The sequence below is a fragment of the Aeromonas sp. sif2416 genome, from assembly GCF_019218665.1.
In the GTDB taxonomy this organism is placed as follows: Bacteria; Pseudomonadota; Gammaproteobacteria; order Enterobacterales; family Aeromonadaceae; genus Aeromonas; species Aeromonas encheleia.
Genome location: NZ_JAHUXC010000001.1, coordinates 680,591 through 698,405, shown reverse-complemented (window position 1 = coordinate 698,405; position 17,815 = coordinate 680,591). Strand labels below are relative to the sequence as shown.

Genomic DNA, 17,815 nt, shown 5'->3' with positions numbered 1-17,815 from the left:
TTTACGCCCCGATCGTTTGGCTGGATATAAACGCCAGCGACTGCCGATTAAAGTGCTCCGGCTGCTCCACGTTGCAGACATGGCCGCAGTTTTCGATGATCGCAAGCTGGCTGTAGGCATCCCGCGCCACCTGTTCGCGCACCGGGGCGATAAACATATGATCCTCCTCCCCCATCAGGTAGAGGGTCGGGATCGGCAGGGCGCGTTCGCGGAAGTAGCGCATCAGCGGGTTGACCTCGGTGGCGAGGCGGAACCAGCGTTTGAACTCCTTTTGGCACAGCTTGCGGGCCTCGCGCACGAACAGATTGCGGGACTCCTGATGGTGCTGGCGCGGCATGATGATGAAGGCAAACAGCCGGTAGAGCCACATGTAGGGCAGGATGTGCTGGCCGACCCGGCCGAGCTGCACCAGCGTCTGGGAGCGGATATCGAGCCGCAGTATGGCGCCGCCGAGCACCATGCTCTTGACCCGCTCGGGGCAGAGCTCCGCCAGGCTGCGAATGAGGATGGTGCCGAGGGAAATGCCGACGAAATGGGCACAGGGAATGCGCAGATGATCCAGCAGCCGCACTATGTCTTCGGTCACGGCCCTGAAGCTGTAGTGACCCTTGACCACCTGTTGCAGCTGGTTGGACTGGCCGTGGCCGCGCAGGTCCAGCAGCAGCACGTTGAAGTGCTCGCGATAGGCGCGCAGCTGCTTGAACCAGATGGAGGAGCTGCCACCGGCGCCGTGCACGAACACCACCCAATCCCGCTCGGGGCCAAGCTCAAAGGTCTTGTGGTACAACATCTTATGGGCTCCCGGGGGGTTGGGGGATATACTCGGCGGGCATATTAACAGAAGCGGCGCCCCGCTGAATATGCTGTCACTCATCATCGGACCAGCACGGAGTCCTGTATGACGCTCACTCTTTTGCGTGAATTTCTGCTCAGCCTGCCCGGCGCCACCGAAGATACGCCGTTCGGCCCTGAGTTCCTGGTCTATCGCATCGCCGGCAAGATGTTCGCGCTGGTGAACTGGCAGGCCGATCCGCTGACCATCAACCTAAAATGCGAACCGGAGCTCGCCCTGCTGCTGCGAGAGATCCACCCCGAGGTCAAACCCGGCTGGCACATGAACAAGCAGCACTGGAACACGGTGACCCTGAGCGAGGCGCTGGCCACCGAGCTCTGGCAGGGCTGGGTTCTGCACTCCTATGAGCGGGTGGTGGCCGGCCTGCCCAAGGCCAAGCGACCGCAGGCGCCGGCCCGATGAGCCCGCATGAAATGAGTCACCCAGCAGAGCAATCGGTCCCCCTGCAGATAGTAGCGCTGCGGGAGCAGCACATCCCCCAACTGATCGCGCTGTTCGAGCAGACGGTTCGCGAGACAGGTCCAGAACATTACAGCCAGGCCCAGGTCGAGCAATGGGCCCTCGGCGCCCATCACCCCGGCCTCGCCAGCCAGCTGCGCGAGCACCACGGCTGGGTCATAGAGCGGGCGGCCGAGCCGGAGGGCATCCTGCTCGGCTTTGTCACCCTGAGCGATGACGGTCACCTCAGCCTGCTCTATGTCGGCGCCGCCCATCAACGCCAGGGGCTCGGCAGCCTGTTGCTGGAGACCGCCCTGCTGGGGGCGCGGCGACTCGGTCTGCGGCTGCTGACCACGGAGGCCAGCGCCTTCAGCCACGGCCTCTTCCTGCGTCATGGCTTCGAGCAGGCCGGATTGGAAACCGTGGAGCGCGGCGGAGTCAGTTTTGTCCGTCATCGTCTCTACTGCCGCTTGCCAAGCTAGGTCCAGCCACTAAAATACGGCCCAATTCCGCATATCAATGAATGAAGGCAACCATCATGGTGGTAGAGAGCGAAGGCTATAACGCGCTTGTAGAGTATCTGGTCGAGAGTCTGGGGCTGTTCGAGGGCCAGCAGCAGGGCACGGGCGCCCAGAGCATCGAGGATCTGGTGAGCGGCCGGATCGCCGACAACCTGATGCGCATCTGCGAGCAGAATCCCCAGCTCGATCCCAAGGTGCGCTTCATGATCATGCAGGAGGCCGATGCCGTGGTCGCCGATCTGGAAGAGGTGCTCAGTGCCGTCTGGCTGCGGGCGCCGACCCCGGCCCAGCAAGCCTTCCTCGACGAATTCATCGATCTCATCAAGAACCTGTTCGACAGCGTCATCGGCTGAGCCGCCCCGGCGCCAGCCTCCCCACGCCCCTCAACGCCCCAATGAAAAGGGCCGCCTCATCGGGCAGCCCTGCTTGCTATCATTTCCAATTCATCGCGCTTTTCTAAGTTGAATGAATATCGAGGCAAGAAATGTGTCTGGTCTTGGCTGCCATCCATGGTAGCTAGCTTGTTAGTCTAGTCGAAGTCCAATTAAGTTCCCGGCCATGACACATTTTTTAAAGATTCTTTTCAATCTGATGAAGAGAGCGTCATTCAACGCTCTTTTCTACCGCCTTCAGCGATTCAGGCTCGGCGGCAGACAGACCCCGATCCCGCCCAGCCCGCAGTAGCCTTCCGGGTTCTTCTTCAGATACTGCTGGTGGTAATCCTCGGCGTAATAGAAGGGCGCCAGCGGCAGGATACGGGTGGTGATGGCGCGGACATCGCCGCTCGCCGCCATGGCCTGCTGGAAGGCGGCCAGGCTCTGCTGGGCGATGGCCTCCTGGCTCTCGTCGTCATAGAAGATCACCGAGCGATACTGGGTGCCGACATCGCCGCCCTGGCGCATGCCCTGGGCCGGATCATGCTGCTCCCAGAACAGCTTGAGCAGGTCGCCGTAGCTGATGACCTTGGGGTCGAACACCACCTGCACCGTCTCCGCATGACCGGTCAGGCCGCTGCACACCTCCTTGTAGGTGGGGTTGGAGGTCAGGCCGCCCTGATAACCGGCGGCGGTGGAATAGACGCCGGGCTGTTGCCAGAACAGGCGCTCCACACCCCAGAAGCAGCCCATGCCAAACCAGGCAAGCGCCATCCCCTCGGGCCAGGGACCCTGGGTCGGGTGGCCATTCACTGCATGCTGCTGGCCTATCACCAGTGCCTCGCGTCGTCCCGGCAGCGCCTCTGCCGGTGAAATAATCTGCTCCATACCACCTGTCCTTGTATAAAAACCCGTGCGACCACAGGGCTGACGAAGAGTCACCTCGAAGATAACAGTTTATGGGGCGGGATCAACCGGGCTGCGGCCGCCAGCGGGGCGCACCGCGGCCCCCGGGTCGGCCCTTCGCCGGCAGAAAATGGCAAAAGAAAACCGACAATTCAATATTTAGTCTTGATTTGTGAATTTATTTTCATATATTGAGCGAATTGCTGTTTTTTTATGGAAGAAGCCTCAAGTGCGTGAACGCGAACCCAGCCTGGTCTATGCCTTTCGGCAATCCACCCCCTATGTCAATGTGCACCGGGGTGCCACCTTCGTGCTGATGATGGGGGGCGAAGCCATCTGCCACCCCAATTTTGCCAACATCGTCAGCGACATCGCCCTGCTGCAGACCCTCGGCATTCGTCTGGTATTGGTGTTTGGCTCGCGCCCGCAGAATGACGAGGCGCTGGCCAAAGCCGGCATCGAGGCGCAATACCACAGACGGATCCGGGTCACCGACGATGAGAGTTTCGACATCATCAAGCAGGTGTGCGGCGGCTTGCAGTACGACATCACAGCCCAGCTCTCCATGGGGCTGGCCAACACCCCCATGCAGGGCGCCCGCATCAGCGTGGTGAGCGGCAACTTCGTCACCGCCCAGCCGCTCGGGGTGGACGATGGCATCGACTTCTGCCACAGCGGCCGGGTGCGCCGCATCGACGTGGAGGGGATCTGCCGCCAGCTGGATCAGCAGGGGCTGGTGCTCATCTCCCCCATCGGCTGCTCGGTCACCGGCGAGAGCTTCAACCTGAGCTCGGAAGAGGTGGCCCGGCGGGTGGCGGTGGATCTCAAGGCCGACAAGCTGATCTGTTTCAGCAGCACCCAGGGGGTGATGGACAGACAGGGCGAGGCCATCTCCGAGCTCTTCCCCGAGCAGGCGGAAGAGCTGTTGGTGGAGCTGGAGCAGGCGGGTGAGGAGATGTCCGGCACCGCCCGCTATCTGCGCGCCGCCATCGCTTCCTGCCGCGGCGGCGTGCCCCGCTCCCACCTGGTGAGCTATCAGGACGATGGCGCCATGCTGCAGGAGCTGTTCAGCCGCGACGGCCTCGGCACCCAGATAGTGCGCGAAAGCGCCGAGCGGGCGCGGGCCGCCACCATCGAGGACATCGGCGGCATCCTGGATCTGATCCGGCCGCTGGAGGAAGAAGGCATCCTGGTGCGCCGCTCCCGCGAGCAGCTGGAGATGGAGATCGACAAGTTCACCATCATAGAGCGCGACGGCCTCATCATCGGCTGCGCCGCCCTCTACTGCTTCATGGAGGAGGCGATGGCCGAGATGGCCTGCGTCGCCATCCACCCCGAGTACCGCAACTCCAACCGCGGCGATCAGCTGGTCGCCAAGGTGGCCGAGCGGGCCAAGCGGCTCGGCATCGCGCGCCTGTTCGTGCTCACCACCCGCTCCATCCACTGGTTCAGGGAGCGGGGCTTCGAGCCGCTGGAGGTGGAGGATCTGCCGGTGGAGCGCCAGCGCCTCTACAACTGGCAGCGCCGCTCCAAGGTTTTGTCCAAGACCATCTCGTAACTGATTGATCTTGTGTCGGGTTATTACCAATTCTTAAGTTTTTTACAAACTCGATTGACAGTGCAATCCAGTGCAGGGTATTTCTTAATGCACTCCACCGCCTGCGGTGGAGCCAGAAGAGGAGCGCTGCCCAGGCAGCCCAAGGGAGGACGCCAGCGTCCTGCGAACTTGGGTCAGGGGGAGTAGCGCCGAGACGAGGCGAGTGACTGGACATCGCCACGTCGGCTGCGGGGGCTGAATCCCCCGGGTTGTCATCGGTCGTGTGCATCCCACACCGCATTCACAGCGGGTTTGGTGTGGGATGGGCACCGCGGATGGAGTGCTTCTGGCCGGGATCCTTCGCTATTCCTGCCATTTTTCGCCTCCTCCTCTCTTTTGCCTGATGAAACCGGATTTTCACATTAAGACAGGAGTACATGATGAGCCCGATCAACGTCGCCAAGTTTGGCGGAACCAGTGTCGCCGATGCCGCGGCCATGAACCATTGCGCCGACGTGGTGCTGGCCAATCCGGCGACGCGGGTGGTGGTACTGAGCGCCAGCGCCGGTGTCACCAACCTGCTGGTGAGCCTGGCCCAGGGCGAACTCGACGAGGCGGGACAGGATGCCCAGCTGGCCAAGCTGGCCGGGATCCAGCACGCCATCCTGAGCGCACTGGGGGAGCCGGTCGAGGTGAGCGCCCTGATCCACGCCCAGCTCGGCGAGATCCGCACCATGGCCCGCCAGGCCAGCCAGCACACAGATGCGGAGCTGGCGGACAGGCTCATCGCCTGCGGCGAGCTGATGTCCACCCGTCTCTTCACCGAGCTATTGTGCCAGCGTGGCGTCAAGGCCCGCTGGCAGGATGTGCGCCAGCTGATGCGCACCGACAGCCGCTTCGGCAAGGCGAGCGTGGATCTCGCCGCCACCCGCGCACTCTGCCAGGCCAACCTGGGCCCCTTGCTCGGCGAGCACCTCGTCATCACCCAGGGCTTCATCGGCTCCGATGCCGATGGCCGCACCACCACCCTGGGTCGCGGCGGCTCCGACTACAGCGCGGCGCTGCTGGCCGAGGCGCTGGATGCCGGCAGCATCGAGATCTGGACCGACGTGCCCGGCATCTACACCACGGATCCCCGGCTGGTGACCCGGGCCCGCCCCATCCCCGAAATCAGCTTCGTGGAGGCGGCCGAGATGGCCACCTTCGGCGCCAAGGTGCTGCACCCCGCCACCCTGCAACCCGCCCTGCGCCAGGACATCCCGGTGTTTGTCGGCTCCGCCAAGGATCCGGCCGCCGGCGGCACCTGGATCCGCGCCAGCACCCAGACCAACCCGCTGTTCCGGGCCGTGGCCCTGCGCCGTCAGCAGGTGCTGGTCACCCTGCACAGCCTCAACATGTTCCACGCCTACGGCTTCCTGGCCGAGGTATTCGGCATACTGGCAAGGCACCGCGTCTCGGTGGACCTCATCACCACCTCGGAGGTGAGCGTCTCCCTGACCCTGGATCACACCGGCAGTCAGAGCAACGGCGAACCCATCTTGAGCGACAAGGTGCTGGCCGAGCTGGGGCAGCTGTGCAAGGTGAAGGTGGAGACCGACTTCGCCCTGGTGGCGCTGATCGGTAACCGCATGAGCGAGGCGGCCGGGGTCGGCAGCCAGGTGTTCGACGCCATCCGTGACCACAACATCCGCATGATCTGCTACGGCGCCAGCGCCCACAACCTCTGCTTCCTGGTCAAGGAGAGCGAGGCGGGCCACATCGTCAACCGCCTCCACCAGGAGCTGCTCGACTGAGCCAAGTCCGGATAACTGACATGAAATAACGAGAGGGGCCAAGGCCCCTCTCGTTATTTCTGCGCGGTCTATGGCATCGGCATCATGCCGAGGGGTCAGAGGACGGCAGCAGGTTGGCCTGGATCTGCTCGCGCAGCCCGGCCAGCTTGCCCAGCAGCGCAGCCTGATCGAGCCCGGCCTCATCGGGCCCCAGGTTGTCGACCAGCAGGGGGAAGTGTTCGCTCACCGCCCGCTCCAGCCAGTCGAGGCGGCGCAGGGTGAGCGGGCCGCAGCTCTTGCCGCTGAGATCGTCCTGGATGTCGAGATGATGGCTGCGGTACATGTCGCGCCACCAGCTGGCGGCCAGCCCCTCCTCGCTCGCCAGCGCCGAGCGCCACTCCGCCTGCAAGCCCTGCAACCGCGCCAGCACGGGGGCACTGGCCCCCTCCCGGGTCAGATGCTGCAACTCTTCCCTTGCCCAGGCGAGGCAGAGCTCGCGCCAATGGCGAAACAGCGGCAAGGGATCGGCCTCATCCAGCCAGAGACCGGACAGGGTGCGGGTCTCCAGCCGCTCTGGCACATGAAACTGGGGATCGGCCAGGCCGTTGGAGTTGAACTCGTGGCGCGGATCGAAGGGCCACATGTAGCCAAAGTCGAACACCGCTATCTGCTGGCCATCGTCGAGCAGATTGCCCGGGCTCGGATCCCAGTCAAACCAGCCCCAGCGGGCCAGCTCCGCCTGGACCGCCAGCATCTGCGCCAGGTTGCGTTTATCCAGCTGGCTGACCGGGGCACCGCGCAACCAGGGGGAGACCAGCACCCCGGCCCGGGCGGAGCCGAAGCTGGTGCAGACCACCTTGGAGAGGATGGTGGGGTGCAGCTCGCGCAGGGCCTCGATCTCGCGGCGCCGCTCCAGCTCGGTGAGAAAGGCGGTCTTGCCGTCGGCATTGGCCACCAGGGAGTCGTGCCGACGCCGTTTCAGGCACCAGTGATGCCCCTCCACCTTGAGATGGAACACCTCGGCGGTGAGGCCATGGCGATAGATCTTGAGTACGGCCGGGTGAGCCTCGGTCAACCTGAGCAACTGCGCAAGCGGCAGGGGACAGTCCCGCTCACGGCCGATCCGGATCTCCTCTTTGCTCTCCAGCATCTGGAGCAATCTTGCCTGACGTGCCGCAACCTTGGGATTCATACATGTACCTCCAGCCATTATTGAGAGACTAAGCAGCAAGCTGGAGGCAGACCAGCGGCAAAGCGCCATGATGACGCTTTCATCACAGAATGAATTCGCCCCCTGGATCGGGATCACAATTTGCAAGTTGCGGCAGTCACACAATATTCATCTTCCGGTCATTAAATTGACATCAAGGAACAAGCCCATCACCATCGGGTCAAAATAGATGCAGTCGCACCGCAGCGACCCCACCCGCTCCAAGGATGAGCCCACTATGAATGCCCCCGTTTTCGGCCGCAGCTCTCCCCCGCCATCTCGTCTGGCCAGGCTGCTGTTTGGCCTGCTGGTCGCGCTGCTGCTGCTGACGCTCATCCTGCCGGTGCTCAACCCCGGCAGCTGGCTCGGCCGTACCCAGCCGCTGATCCTGGGGCCCGCCGATCAGCCGCTCGCCACCCTCAGCCGCCACAGCCTGCTCTACAAGAGTGACAGCCGTGGCCTCTATCTGGTGGTGCGCAGCCAATGGCAACTGCTCAAGCCGTTGCAGGAGGGGGACAAGGTGCGGGTCGAGCTGCTCAACGACAGGGGCGAGCGCATCGATCAGCTGAGTCAGTCGGTGAACAAGCGGCAGAAATGCCGCAAGGATCGCTGCACCCTGGATCTCAACAGCGCCTTGCGGGCGCCGGATGATGCCCTGGACAGCCGCTACCAGCTGCGCATCGGCCTGCTGCTCAAGGATCGACCCGAGAGCGGCGAGTACAGCCAGATCCTGCAGACCCTGCCCGAGCGCGGCTTCAATCTCAGCTACCTGATGACCAGCCTGCTGCTGGTGCTGCTGGCCAGCGCCCTGGTGCTCAGGGCCTTGCTGCCACAGCTGCGCCACAGCATGGCCTCGCGGGTGTTTGGCAGCCTGCTGCTCGGCAACCTCACCTTCGTGCTGCTGCACGGCTTCGTGGTGTTCAAGCTCGGAGAGTTTCTGCTCTGGTCAGGATTTCGGCCCGAACACTATTACCTGGCCTGGGGCAGCATGGTGCTGGGCTGGAGCCTCTGCGCCCTGGCGGGCTTCAATCTCTACATGGGGCTGGTGTTCACCGCCCTGTCCGGCATAGGCCTGCTCGCCAACTTCATGAAGATCGCCATCTACGGGGTGCCGCTCGGGGGCGACGATCTCGGCAACCTGATGGCGCTGCTGCACATACTGCTCGATCAACATCCTGTGCTGCCGGTGCTGGGCGGCGTCCTGCTGCTGTGGCTCTGCTGGCGCTTTGCCCTGTCGCGCTGGGTGCTGCGCACCGTCGCCGCCACCGCCGCCTTCTTCGCGCTCTGCGTGTTCGCCACCCAGACCGGCAACAAGCTGCTGGGGGCCAACGTCCGCTACGTGGACAGGGCAGTCAACTATCACAGGGACATCATCCGCTCCGGCCCCGGCCTCTACCTGTTCAACCTGGTGGACGAGATGCTGCAAAGCGGCAACGTCTTCCGCTACCCCTTGCAGATCAACGAGCGTACCCCCGAGCTCGGTCACCGGGATCCCGTCCAGTCGGCCCTGGGCCCCTCCCCGCGCTTCGATCTGGTGATAGTGCTGCAATACGAGTCGCTCTGGCTCGACTGGCAAGGCAGGATCTGCGCCCCCGCCCCCACCCTGAGCCTGCCCGCCGGGGTGGCGCAGTGGCGCAAGACCATCCACTCCCCCACCACGGGCGGCATGACGGTGCTGGCGGAGTTCGAGATGAACACCGGCCTGCCGGTGGGCCTGCTCAAGCAGGGGGTGGTGCCCTACTACTACCTCTCGGCGCAGGTGCCGGGGCTGGCGCAGAGCGCGAAGAAAAACGGCTACAAGACGCTGTTCGCCCACCCCTATGTGGAGAAATTCTGGGGCCGCGCCAAGGCCATACCGGCGCTCGGTTATGAGGAGCGCTGGTTCGACACCCGCTTCACCAGCCTGGAGCACAAGGGGCTCTACATCTCCGACGATGCGCTGATCGATCACCTGCTCAAGCGCAGCGAGCAGGACAGCCAGCCGCTGTTCGCCTACGCGGTCACCATGCAGGGCCACGGCCCCTTCGATGGCAATCGCTATCAGGCCCAGCAGATCGACAAGGCCTGCCCGGATCAGAGCCCGGCCGATCGGCAGTTGCTCAACACCTACTACACCGGGGTGGTGGATGCCATGGCCTCCCTGGAGCGGCTGCTCAAGACGCTGGATCAATCCGGCAAACGCTACCTGGTGGTGGCCTTTGGCGATCACCAGCCGTTCCTGATGTCGGCGGGCAAGGGCATCCACGGGGACAAGCCGCCCCGCGACGCCCCCTACCAGATCCCCATGATGGCCTTCACCCGCGACGATGGCTCCCTGTCGCTGGCGCGCCAGTTTGACCCGGTGCGCCAGCTCTATCAGATGGGCCAGGCCACCCGCCAGTTGCTGGCAGGCGACCTCACCCCCATCCCGGAACTGGCCCTGCTCCACCCAGTGCTGGGGGAGGAGAAGGGCTTCGATCCCTCGCCGCTGGTGCCGCAGATCCGCGCCAGCTTCCGGGCCGACGCCCTGCCCTGATCCCTGACCTGAGAAAGTGAAAGAGGCCGCTGGTGCGGCCTCTTTTTGTCTGTGGCAAGCCCCGTCAGCGCCACCAGGGCTCGCACAGGCTCAGGCGCTGGGCATCCAGATCCAGCTCGGCCTCGATGCCGAGCGGCACCGTCAGCATGGGGTGGGTGTGGGCGCAGTCGAACTCCGCCAGGATCGGAAACCTGGGCTCCCCCACCTGCTCCAGCAGTATGTCGAGCGGCCGCTTGCCGCTGCCCTGGCCGTCGAACAGTTCGTGCTTGCCGAGCACCAGGGCACCGATGCGCTCGAACACCCCGCACAGCTTGAGGTGGGCGAAGGAGCGCTCCACCGTCTCCGCCGACATGAGGCTGTCTTCCAGCAGCAGAATGTCCCCCGTTTCGATCGGCGGCATATAGGGCGAGCCCCAGATCCCCGCCAGGGTGTTGAGGTTGCCGCCGATCAGCCTGCCCCTCACCCGGCCGCTGCCCACCGAGATCAGCCGGTTTGGCTGGCACTGCTTGGCGCGGGTCTGCTGCTCCCAATCCAGCCGCGCCTCGGTCCATTGCGTCGGGGTTGGCAAGCAATGGGGCAAGGTTCGCTCCCCGGCGAGGCAGATCTCGGTGAAAGCGGCCAGAGTCTCATCCACCAGCGGTGGCAACTCGCCAAAGGAGGCCACCAGCGCCGGACCGTAGAAGGTCACCAGGCCGGTCTGGGCATGGATGCCGAGCAGCAAGGCGGTCACATCCGAGTAGCCGATGAGGATCTTGGGATCTCTTCTAAGCGCCTCGTAGTCGAGATAGGGCAGCAGGGAGTTGGAGTTGCTGCCGCCGATGACCGACATGATGCAGCGCACTTCTGGATCCCGGATGAGCGCGTTGAGCTCTTCGGCCCGCGCCGCGATGGAGCCGGAGCGCCAGTGATCCCGCTCCCCGGTCAGGTTGCCCGCCTTGAGTGCGAAGCCCTGCGCCGCCAGATAAGCCTTGGCGCGGGCGAAGCGGTTCGGTGCCCAGGCGGTGGCCGCGCTGGAGGGGGAGAAAAAGCCGATGGTGTCGCCACGCTTGAGTCGCGTGGGTTTGATGGGTGTCATAAGGTCCGCTCCTTGGTCCTGCGCCGCCCTCAGGGCGTCGGCATGGGATAAAGGATCCATATTACGACATACAAGGAGACCAAAAAAAGCGCCAAATGGAGACTTTCCGTCAGAAACAACAAAGCCGATGAGCGGCTCATCGGCTTGTCATCGAGGCGCGGGTAGCGTCAGAGCACCACGGCGGTGCCGCTGATGCTGACCATCAGCATGCTGCCATTTTGCCCCACCACCTCGTAGTCGATGTCGATGCCGACCACGGCGTTGGCACCCAGTGCCTGCGCGCGCTCTTTGAGCTCATCGAAGGCGATCTCGCGGGCCCGGGCCAGCTCTTTCTCGTAGGCACCGGAGCGGCCACCGATGATGTCGCGGATGCCGGCGAACAGATCCTTGAAGATGTTGGCGCCGAGGATGGCTTCGCCCACCACTATGCCGCGGTACTCGCGAATGGCCTTGCCTTCCAGGGTGGGGGTAGTTGAGAGGATCATCATAAACTCCAGCTGAGATAATGGGTTCCAGACTACCCCAAAGCCGCGGCCGGCAACATACCCCCACCGCTAATAGCCAGTCGCTCGATAAGGCCTCTCGGGCTCCAGATCGCGGCCATAAAAAAGGAGAGGCCAGGCCTCTCCTTCTGTCACCTGGCGATCAGACGCCCGCTTAGTGCAGCTTCATGCTCGGGCGCAGCACCCGGTTGATGCGGCCCACCAGCATGATGAGGCCGGTCTTGATGTAGCCGTGCAGGGCGACCTGGTGCATCCGGTAGAGGGAGATGTAGACCATGCGCGCGAGGTAGCCTTCCACCATCATGGAGCCACGCATCAGGTTGCCCATCAGGCTGCCCACGGTGGAGAAGCGGCTCAGGGAGACCAGGGAGCCGTGATCGTGATAGAGGTAGGGCTTCAGCTCGCCACCGTTCATCTTGGCCAGGATGTTCTTGAACGCCTGGCTCGCCATCTGGTGGGCGGACTGGGCGCGCGGCGGCACGAACTTGCCATCCGGCTGCGGGCAGGCGGCGCAGTCGCCGATGACGAAGATGTTCTCGTCACGGGTGGTCTGCAGTGTCTCTTTCACCACCAGCTGGTTGATGCGGTTGGTCTCGAGCCCCGCAATCTCCTTCATGAAGTCCGGCGCCTTGATGCCGGCGGCCCACACCATCAGGTCCGCTTCGATAAGCTCCCCATCCTTGGTGTGCAGCCCCTCGCCGGTGGCTTCGGTGATCATGGTGGCGGTACGCACGTCCACCCCGAGCTTGACCAGCTCCTGGTGAGCGGCGCCGCTGATGCGCTCCGGCAGGGCCGGCAGGATGCGGGGGCCCGCTTCCACCAAGGTCACCTTGAGGCTGTCGGTGGTGAGGTTCTTGAAGCCGTAGGCATAGAGCTGCTCCACCGCGTTGTAGAGCTCGGCGGAGAGCTCGACCCCGGTAGCGCCGCCGCCGACGATGGCGATCTTCACCTTGTCGCCCGGCTGATATTCGGTGGCGAACTGCAGGAAGCGGTTCATCATGCTGTTGTAGAAGCGGTGCGCCTGGGACGGGCTGTCCAGGAAGATGCAGTGATCCTTGATGCCCTTGGTGTTGAAGTCGTTGGAGACGGAGCCGATGGCCATCACCAGCACGTCGTAGGCCACTTCCCGCTCATGCACCACCAGCTCGCCGTTATCGTCGTGGATCGGCGCCAGCACGATGCGTTTCTCGTCGCGCTTGATGTCGGTCAGGCTGCCCAGCTGGAAGTCGAAGCCGTGGTTCTTGGCATGGGACTGGTAGCTCAGGGCATCGATGCCCGCATCCATGGAGCCGGTGGCCACTTCGTGCAGCAGGGGCTTCCACAGGTGGGTGCGGTTGCGATCGACCAGGGTCACCTTGGCCTTGTTCTTCTTGCCCAGCTTGCGACCCAGGCTGGTCGCCAGCTCCAGACCGCCGGCGCCGCCACCTACAACGACAATATTCATCATGATGATTTTCCTTGGTTCCTCAAAACGAAAGGGAGCCATTGGCTCCCTAAAACGAAATCGGTTGACGTGATGGTTCAAGCTTCCTTGAAGGCCTTCATCCGCTGCAGATGATACGAGATGTTCTTGAATTTGTGAGTCTCGTGCTCATCCCATACGATGTCGTAATAGTTCTTCAATTCACGTTCAGTGTCACGATTATCGCGGATTTCATCCTGAACGGAAAGGATACACAGGCAGTTTCCTGAATTTTTCTTACGAAATTCGGTTACACACTTGGTGCCGATGTCATCGTACTCTTCCGGCCTGTCGATCTTGCCCTGCATGTTCTCTGCCGGGTGCAGATTGGGGTTGAAGATCACCTGTTTGATGCCGCACAGGAAGCCGATCCGCTCGCTCCAGTAGCCCCCCAGCCCCACCCCGCAGATCAGCGGCTTGGGGTCAGTGCTCATGTCGAGCTGCTTCTTCACTTCCTTGAGCAGATGGCTCATGTCGTGGCGCGGGTGCACCGTGCTGTAGTGAACGAAGCGCACATCATCATCGATAAACTGCAACTGCAGCACTTTCTCATGATTGCCGGGGCTGGTGGCATCGAAGCCATGCAGATAGATGATCATGGATAAGACCTCAGGAACTGTGTCGGTTCTATCGAAACTACCCCAGCGACCGGCCGTGGCGCCACCAAAACATCCAACTTTCTTGCTTTGGATCACGCCCCCAGCCGCCTGAAAACGCATTTCATTCGGGGGTTGTGGTCACTCGCGGACAAATCGACCCGATTGCGCCGCTGCCCGGCTGGCCTGACGAGCGAAAAACCCCGCCTCTCGGCGGGATCTTGTCAGCTGGCGAGAGGGCCCAGGCCTCAGCCCTGGGTCTGCTCGAAGCGATCCACCGCCGCGGCCACCAGCGCCAGGCTGCCCTGCCAGAAGGCCGCCTCACGGATGTCCTGCCCCAGGTGCTTGGCCACCAGATCCTCGGCGCTCATGCGGCCGGTGTCGCGCAACAGGGCGCGGTACGCCTGGGCCACGTTCGCCTCCCCCTGCGCCTGGCGGCTCATCAGCTGGTGGTAGACCCCGAGGCTGAACAGGTAGCCAAACAGGTAGGGGTAGTTGTAGAAGCCGAAGCCGGCGATGGAAAAGTGCGCCTTGGCGGCCCAGAACATGGGGTGATAGCGCGCCAGGCTCCCTTCGTACCAGCGGCCCCAGGCCTCATCGGTCAGGCTCTTGAGCCGCGCCGCCGGGACATAGCCCTGCTCGCGCTCGGCCACCAGCGCCAGCTCGAACTCGAAGCGGGCCGGGATGTTGACCAGGAAGGTAGCGGCGCCGTCCGCCTCGGCCCAGGCGATGGCCTGGCGCTGCTCCGGGTTCTGGGCCTGCTCGAACAGGGCGCTGCGCACCAGGGTCTCGGCGAAGATGGAGGCGGTCTCCGCCAGGGTCATGGGGTAGCCGCGCTGGCTCATGGGCAGATCGCGGATCAGCCAGTTGTGCCAGGCGTGGCCCAGCTCGTGGGCGAGGGTGATGACGTTGTCCATGGTGCCGGCATAGGTGATGAAGACCCGCGGCTCTACCGGCTCGGCAAACTTGGTGCAGTAGGCACCGGTGCGCCGGTTCGGGGTCGGCGCCGCGTCTATCCAGCCGCGCTCGGCCATCATGCGGGCGAACTCCCCCATCTCGGGATCGAAGCGGGTGAAGGCCGCGGCTATGATGTCGATGGCCTCCTCGAACGTTATGGTCCGGCTGACCGAGGCCGGGGGCGGCGCGAACAGGTCCTCCGGCCCCAACTCGTCGATACCGAGCTTGCCGGCCATCAGTGCCAGGGCGCGCTGGCCCAACCCCCGGGCTCTATAGGTCTCGGCCATCATGGTGTCCAGGGTGGCGCGCTCTATGTGGCTCTGGTGACAGGAGAGATCCAGCGCATCAAGCTGACGCACCTTGCCGCGCTGGCGGGCCAGCTCGAGGCGCCAACCGTTGAGGGCATTGAGGATGGCGGCCACCGTCTCCTGCTCCCCCTCCCAGCCGGCGCTGATGGCATCGAAGGCCTCCCGGCGCAGGGCTCTCTCCGGACTGGACAGCAGGTTGCTCGCCTCGGCCAGCCCCCTCTCCCGCCCATCGATGTGCAGGCGGATCTTGCCCACCAGATCGTTGTAGAGGTTGCCCCAGGCGTGCAGGCCATCGGTACCGAGGCCGATCACCAGCTGCTCGGCCTCCACCGGCAGGCGCTGATCCTGCAGCCGGCGCTCGTGGCGCAGGCGGTAATCCTCCTCCCCCAGCAGCGGATCCTGCATCAGCCGCTCGAACTCGGATTCAGGCAGCCCCAGCATCAGATCCTCCACCGGCGCCAGGGCCTTGAACAGGTCCGCATTGAGGGCGCGGGCACGGGAGGCCAGCTGCTTGGCCAGCGGATCCCGGGCATCCTGACTGCCCTGCGAGGCTGCCAGCACGGCGATGTTCCAGCCGATGTTGCGGATGCGCTGGGCGCGCAGGCGTACCTCGCGCAGGAAATCCTGCAGGGCATCGGCCTGCTCGCGCACCGCCCCTAGCCCATTGATGAAGCCGGTCAGCTCCTCGAGGCTGGCGCGGGCCAGGCTCATGTCCGCCTCCAGCATGGCGCTGTCGAGGGAGGGGTAGATGTGCTGGTTGTGCCACTGCTGTGGGTAGACTGGTTGTTGCATCAGACGCTCGTGTTCGGAGACGGGCGCTGGCCCGTCATGAAATAGGGGTGGCCCCCGGCGAGGGCCACGATTAAGGGTTGCGATGGGCTATATCAGCCGCTCGAGGCGGCTGACCGCCTCCTCCACCTGGCGCAGGCTCTCCTGCCAGAAGGCGGGCTCGCGAATGTCGACGCCCAGGTGCTTCTCCACCAGATCCTCGGCGCTCATGCGACCGGTGTCGCGCAGCAGCTCCCGATAGGCCTGGACAAACTCCTTCCCGGCCCGCTCCTTCTGGGCATAGAGCCCCAGGCTGAACAGGTAGCCAAACAGATAGGGGTAGTTGTAAAAACCGAGCTCGGCGATGGAGAAGTGGCTCTTGCTGGCCCAGAACAGCTCGTCATATTGGCTGAGGCTGTCACCATACCACTGCTCCTTCATGGATTTCATCATGCCGCGCAGCTCGCCGGCCCCCACATAGCCCTGCTCCCGCGCCGCCACCAGCGCCCGCTCGAAGTGGAAACGGGACGGAACGTCGAGCAGCAGGCTGGCGGCCCGCTCCCCCTCCAGCCAGGCGATGTCCCTGCGCTGCTCCCGGGTCTCCATCCGCTCGAGCAGAGCCTCGCGCACCAGGGTCTCGGCAAACAGCGAGGCGGTCTCGGCCAGCGTCTTGGGGTAGTCGCGCTGCTCCAGCGGCGCGTCCCGCAGCAGCCAGCTGTGCCAGGCGTGGCCAAGCTCGTGGGCCAGGGTGATGAGGTTGTCCATGGTGCCCTCGAAGGTGAGAAACACCCGAGGCTCGGCGGGCTCGGCATACTCGGTGCAATAGGCGCCGCTGCGCCTGTGTTCGCTCGGGGCCGCATCGATCCAGCCCCGCTCGGCCATCATGTGGACGAAGGCCCCCATCTCGGGGTCAAACCCGGCGAAGGCGTCGGCCACCAGCGTCAGCGCCTGCTCGAAGTCGATATTGATAGGTGTCAGCGCAGGGGGCGGCGCATAGAGATCCCAGGGGGCGAAGTCGGTGATCCCCTGGGCACTCGCCATGGCGCGCAGGGCCCGCCGACCCAGCTCCTTGTGGGCCTCGGCCTCTGCCATCAGGGTATCCAGCGTGCTGCGCTCGAGATGGCCCTGATGGCAGGAGAGCGCCAGGGCATCGAGCCGCCGCCGCTGGCCGCGCCGGCTGGCGAGCTCGTTGCGCCAGCCGTTGATGGCATTGAGGATGGCGGCCACCGTCTCCTGCTCCCCGGCCCAGGCCTGTTGAATGCCATGCCAGGCACTGGCGCGCCGCGCCCTGTCCGGGTGGGACAGCAGATTGTCCGCCTGGGCCAGCCCCATGGGTTCTCCCTCCACCAGCGGTCTGAGCCGGGCCACCAGGCTGTCGTAGAGATGGCCCCAGGCGTGCAGCCCATCCACCCCCAGCCCCTCGATCAGTTGCTCGCTCTCGAGCGACAGCCGCTGATCCTGCAACTGGCGATCGTGGCGGATGGCATAGGCCAGCTCGAACAGCTCGGGATCCTGCAGCAGGGCCCGCACCTGCTCCTCGGGGGCGTTCAGCCAGAACAGGGCCACCGGCTTGATGAGCTGGGCGAGGCTCGCCTGCAACTGCTGGCCGCGAGAGAGCAGCACCTTGGCCGGCTCGTCGCGACCATTGCGGCTGAGCCGGTTGTAACCGTAGACCTGGGCGTTCCAGGCCAGCCGTCTCACCTCATCCGATTGGCTCCGAATGGCCCGCATCAGATGGCGCAAGGCATTGATGTCATGGGTCTTTGGCAACTCGGCCAGCAAGGGGATCAAGGTAGACAGGTGCTGGTGGGCCTGATGAAAATCGGCGTCGACGGCCGGGCAATCGGGGGCGGCATAGATGTGATCATCCAGCCAAGCGGTTATGGTCATAACTGTCCTTATTGTTTGCATCCATGGCAGCTGGCTCCGTCTCTGTGGAGGGATGCCAGCCAGGATAGTACGAAGGGGGCCGGCGCTTGCCTAGCCCCCATTCGCGTCAGCAAACGGGACGTACGATGAG

General features: G+C 64.2%; 15 protein-coding genes and 1 riboswitch. Of the genes, 6 read left to right on the top strand and 9 right to left on the bottom strand.

All coding sequences use genetic code 11. The features are described 5' to 3' along the window. Window position 1: 1 nt before the first annotated feature. Window positions 2-790 (bottom strand): alpha/beta fold hydrolase, encoded by a 789-nt coding sequence (locus KW821_RS03140; RefSeq protein WP_218290393.1) that lies wholly within the window; start codon window positions 788-790, stop codon window positions 2-4. A gap of 108 nt (window positions 791-898) precedes the next feature. Between KW821_RS03140 and KW821_RS03135 the strand changes: the two genes are divergently transcribed. Genes KW821_RS03135 through KW821_RS03125 form a run of 3 tightly spaced genes read left to right on the top strand, consistent with a single transcriptional unit; the run spans window position 899 to window position 2,165 of the window. After that, on the top strand, window positions 899-1,255 hold the full coding sequence (locus tag KW821_RS03135) for an MmcQ/YjbR family DNA-binding protein (RefSeq protein WP_218290392.1): 357 nt from the start codon (window positions 899-901) through the stop codon (window positions 1,253-1,255). 11 nt (window positions 1,256-1,266) lie between these two features. Beyond that, window positions 1,267-1,773 (top strand): GNAT family N-acetyltransferase, encoded by a 507-nt coding sequence (locus KW821_RS03130; RefSeq protein ID WP_256353277.1) that lies wholly within the window; start codon window positions 1,267-1,269, stop codon window positions 1,771-1,773. A 56-nt stretch (window positions 1,774-1,829) separates the two neighbouring features. After that, window positions 1,830-2,165: a DUF3802 family protein gene (locus KW821_RS03125; protein WP_042653458.1), complete on the top strand. Its 336-nt coding sequence runs from the start codon at window positions 1,830-1,832 to the stop codon at window positions 2,163-2,165. 276 nt (window positions 2,166-2,441) lie between these two features. On the opposite strand, the gene msrA is transcribed toward KW821_RS03125, so the two are convergent. Further along, on the bottom strand, window positions 2,442-3,074 hold the full coding sequence (gene msrA / locus KW821_RS03120; protein ID WP_218290390.1) for a peptide-methionine (S)-S-oxide reductase MsrA: 633 nt from the start codon (window positions 3,072-3,074) through the stop codon (window positions 2,442-2,444). Between the two features lie 247 nt (window positions 3,075-3,321). Here msrA and argA point away from each other — a divergent pair, with 247 nt between their 5' ends. Together argA and lysC are read left to right on the top strand one after the other, a co-directional pair. Then, on the top strand, window positions 3,322-4,650 hold the full coding sequence (argA, locus tag KW821_RS03115; protein WP_218290389.1) for an amino-acid N-acetyltransferase: 1,329 nt from the start codon (window positions 3,322-3,324) through the stop codon (window positions 4,648-4,650). 108 nt (window positions 4,651-4,758) lie between these two features. Next, a riboswitch (Lysine riboswitch) is annotated at window positions 4,759-4,983 on the top strand. An 86-nt stretch (window positions 4,984-5,069) separates the two neighbouring features. Next, a complete protein-coding gene (gene lysC / locus KW821_RS03110) occupies window positions 5,070-6,422 on the top strand; it encodes a lysine-sensitive aspartokinase 3 (protein ID WP_218290388.1) in 1,353 nt (450 codons plus the stop codon). A gap of 82 nt (window positions 6,423-6,504) precedes the next feature. Here lysC and KW821_RS03105 read toward each other — a convergent pair whose 3' ends face one another. Further along, a complete protein-coding gene (locus KW821_RS03105; protein ID WP_218290387.1) occupies window positions 6,505-7,593 on the bottom strand; it encodes a hypothetical protein in 1,089 nt (362 codons plus the stop codon). 256 nt (window positions 7,594-7,849) lie between these two features. On the opposite strand from KW821_RS03105, the gene KW821_RS03100 reads away from it, so the two are divergent. Then, a complete protein-coding gene (locus KW821_RS03100) occupies window positions 7,850-10,126 on the top strand; it encodes an LTA synthase family protein (protein WP_218290386.1) in 2,277 nt (758 codons plus the stop codon). Window positions 10,127-10,190: 64 nt separating this feature from the next. On the opposite strand, the gene KW821_RS03095 is transcribed toward KW821_RS03100, so the two are convergent. From KW821_RS03095 to KW821_RS03070, 6 genes are all read right to left on the bottom strand, one after another. Continuing rightward, window positions 10,191-11,201 carry a S66 peptidase family protein gene (locus KW821_RS03095; protein ID WP_218290385.1) on the bottom strand — a complete coding sequence of 337 codons (1,011 nt, stop codon included), beginning with the start codon at window positions 11,199-11,201 and terminating at the stop codon, window positions 10,191-10,193. A gap of 167 nt (window positions 11,202-11,368) precedes the next feature. After that, window positions 11,369-11,686 carry a heavy metal-binding domain-containing protein gene (locus KW821_RS03090; RefSeq protein WP_042653452.1) on the bottom strand — a complete coding sequence of 106 codons (318 nt, stop codon included), beginning with the start codon at window positions 11,684-11,686 and terminating at the stop codon, window positions 11,369-11,371. A 172-nt stretch (window positions 11,687-11,858) separates the two neighbouring features. Next, window positions 11,859-13,151 (bottom strand): NAD(P)/FAD-dependent oxidoreductase, encoded by a 1,293-nt coding sequence (locus KW821_RS03085; protein ID WP_218290384.1) that lies wholly within the window; start codon window positions 13,149-13,151, stop codon window positions 11,859-11,861. A 74-nt stretch (window positions 13,152-13,225) separates the two neighbouring features. Next, a complete protein-coding gene (gene ycfP / locus KW821_RS03080; protein ID WP_218290383.1) occupies window positions 13,226-13,765 on the bottom strand; it encodes an alpha/beta hydrolase YcfP in 540 nt (179 codons plus the stop codon). Window positions 13,766-14,010: 245 nt separating this feature from the next. Further along, window positions 14,011-15,819 (bottom strand): M3 family oligoendopeptidase, encoded by a 1,809-nt coding sequence (locus KW821_RS03075; RefSeq protein ID WP_218290382.1) that lies wholly within the window; start codon window positions 15,817-15,819, stop codon window positions 14,011-14,013. Window positions 15,820-15,906: 87 nt separating this feature from the next. Further along, a complete protein-coding gene (locus KW821_RS03070) occupies window positions 15,907-17,685 on the bottom strand; it encodes a M3 family oligoendopeptidase (RefSeq protein WP_218290381.1) in 1,779 nt (592 codons plus the stop codon). Window positions 17,686-17,815: the final 130 nt, after the last annotated feature.

What these genes read in the sequence shown, in the direction of transcription:
- KW821_RS03135 (WP_218290392.1), top strand. Translation starts at nt 899, where the DNA reads ATGACGCTCACTCTTTTGCGTGAATTTCTGCTCAGCCTGCCCGGCGCC.
- KW821_RS03085 (WP_218290384.1), bottom strand. Translation starts at nt 13,151, where the DNA reads ATGATGAATATTGTCGTTGTAGGTGGCGGCGCCGGCGGTCTGGAGCTG.
- KW821_RS03070 (WP_218290381.1), bottom strand. Translation starts at nt 17,685, where the DNA reads ATGACCATAACCGCTTGGCTGGATGATCACATCTATGCCGCCCCCGAT.
- KW821_RS03075 (WP_218290382.1), bottom strand. Translation starts at nt 15,819, where the DNA reads ATGCAACAACCAGTCTACCCACAGCAGTGGCACAACCAGCACATCTAC.
- KW821_RS03105 (WP_218290387.1), bottom strand. Translation starts at nt 7,593, where the DNA reads ATGAATCCCAAGGTTGCGGCACGTCAGGCAAGATTGCTCCAGATGCTG.
- msrA (WP_218290390.1), bottom strand. Translation starts at nt 3,074, where the DNA reads ATGGAGCAGATTATTTCACCGGCAGAGGCGCTGCCGGGACGACGCGAG.
- lysC (WP_218290388.1), top strand. Translation starts at nt 5,070, where the DNA reads ATGAGCCCGATCAACGTCGCCAAGTTTGGCGGAACCAGTGTCGCCGAT.
- KW821_RS03130 (WP_256353277.1), top strand. Translation starts at nt 1,267, where the DNA reads ATGAGTCACCCAGCAGAGCAATCGGTCCCCCTGCAGATAGTAGCGCTG.
- KW821_RS03090 (WP_042653452.1), bottom strand. Translation starts at nt 11,686, where the DNA reads ATGATCCTCTCAACTACCCCCACCCTGGAAGGCAAGGCCATTCGCGAG.
- ycfP (WP_218290383.1), bottom strand. Translation starts at nt 13,765, where the DNA reads ATGATCATCTATCTGCATGGCTTCGATGCCACCAGCCCCGGCAATCAT.
- KW821_RS03140 (WP_218290393.1), bottom strand. Translation starts at nt 790, where the DNA reads ATGTTGTACCACAAGACCTTTGAGCTTGGCCCCGAGCGGGATTGGGTG.
- KW821_RS03125 (WP_042653458.1), top strand. Translation starts at nt 1,830, where the DNA reads ATGGTGGTAGAGAGCGAAGGCTATAACGCGCTTGTAGAGTATCTGGTC.
- KW821_RS03100 (WP_218290386.1), top strand. Translation starts at nt 7,850, where the DNA reads ATGAATGCCCCCGTTTTCGGCCGCAGCTCTCCCCCGCCATCTCGTCTG.
- KW821_RS03095 (WP_218290385.1), bottom strand. Translation starts at nt 11,201, where the DNA reads ATGACACCCATCAAACCCACGCGACTCAAGCGTGGCGACACCATCGGC.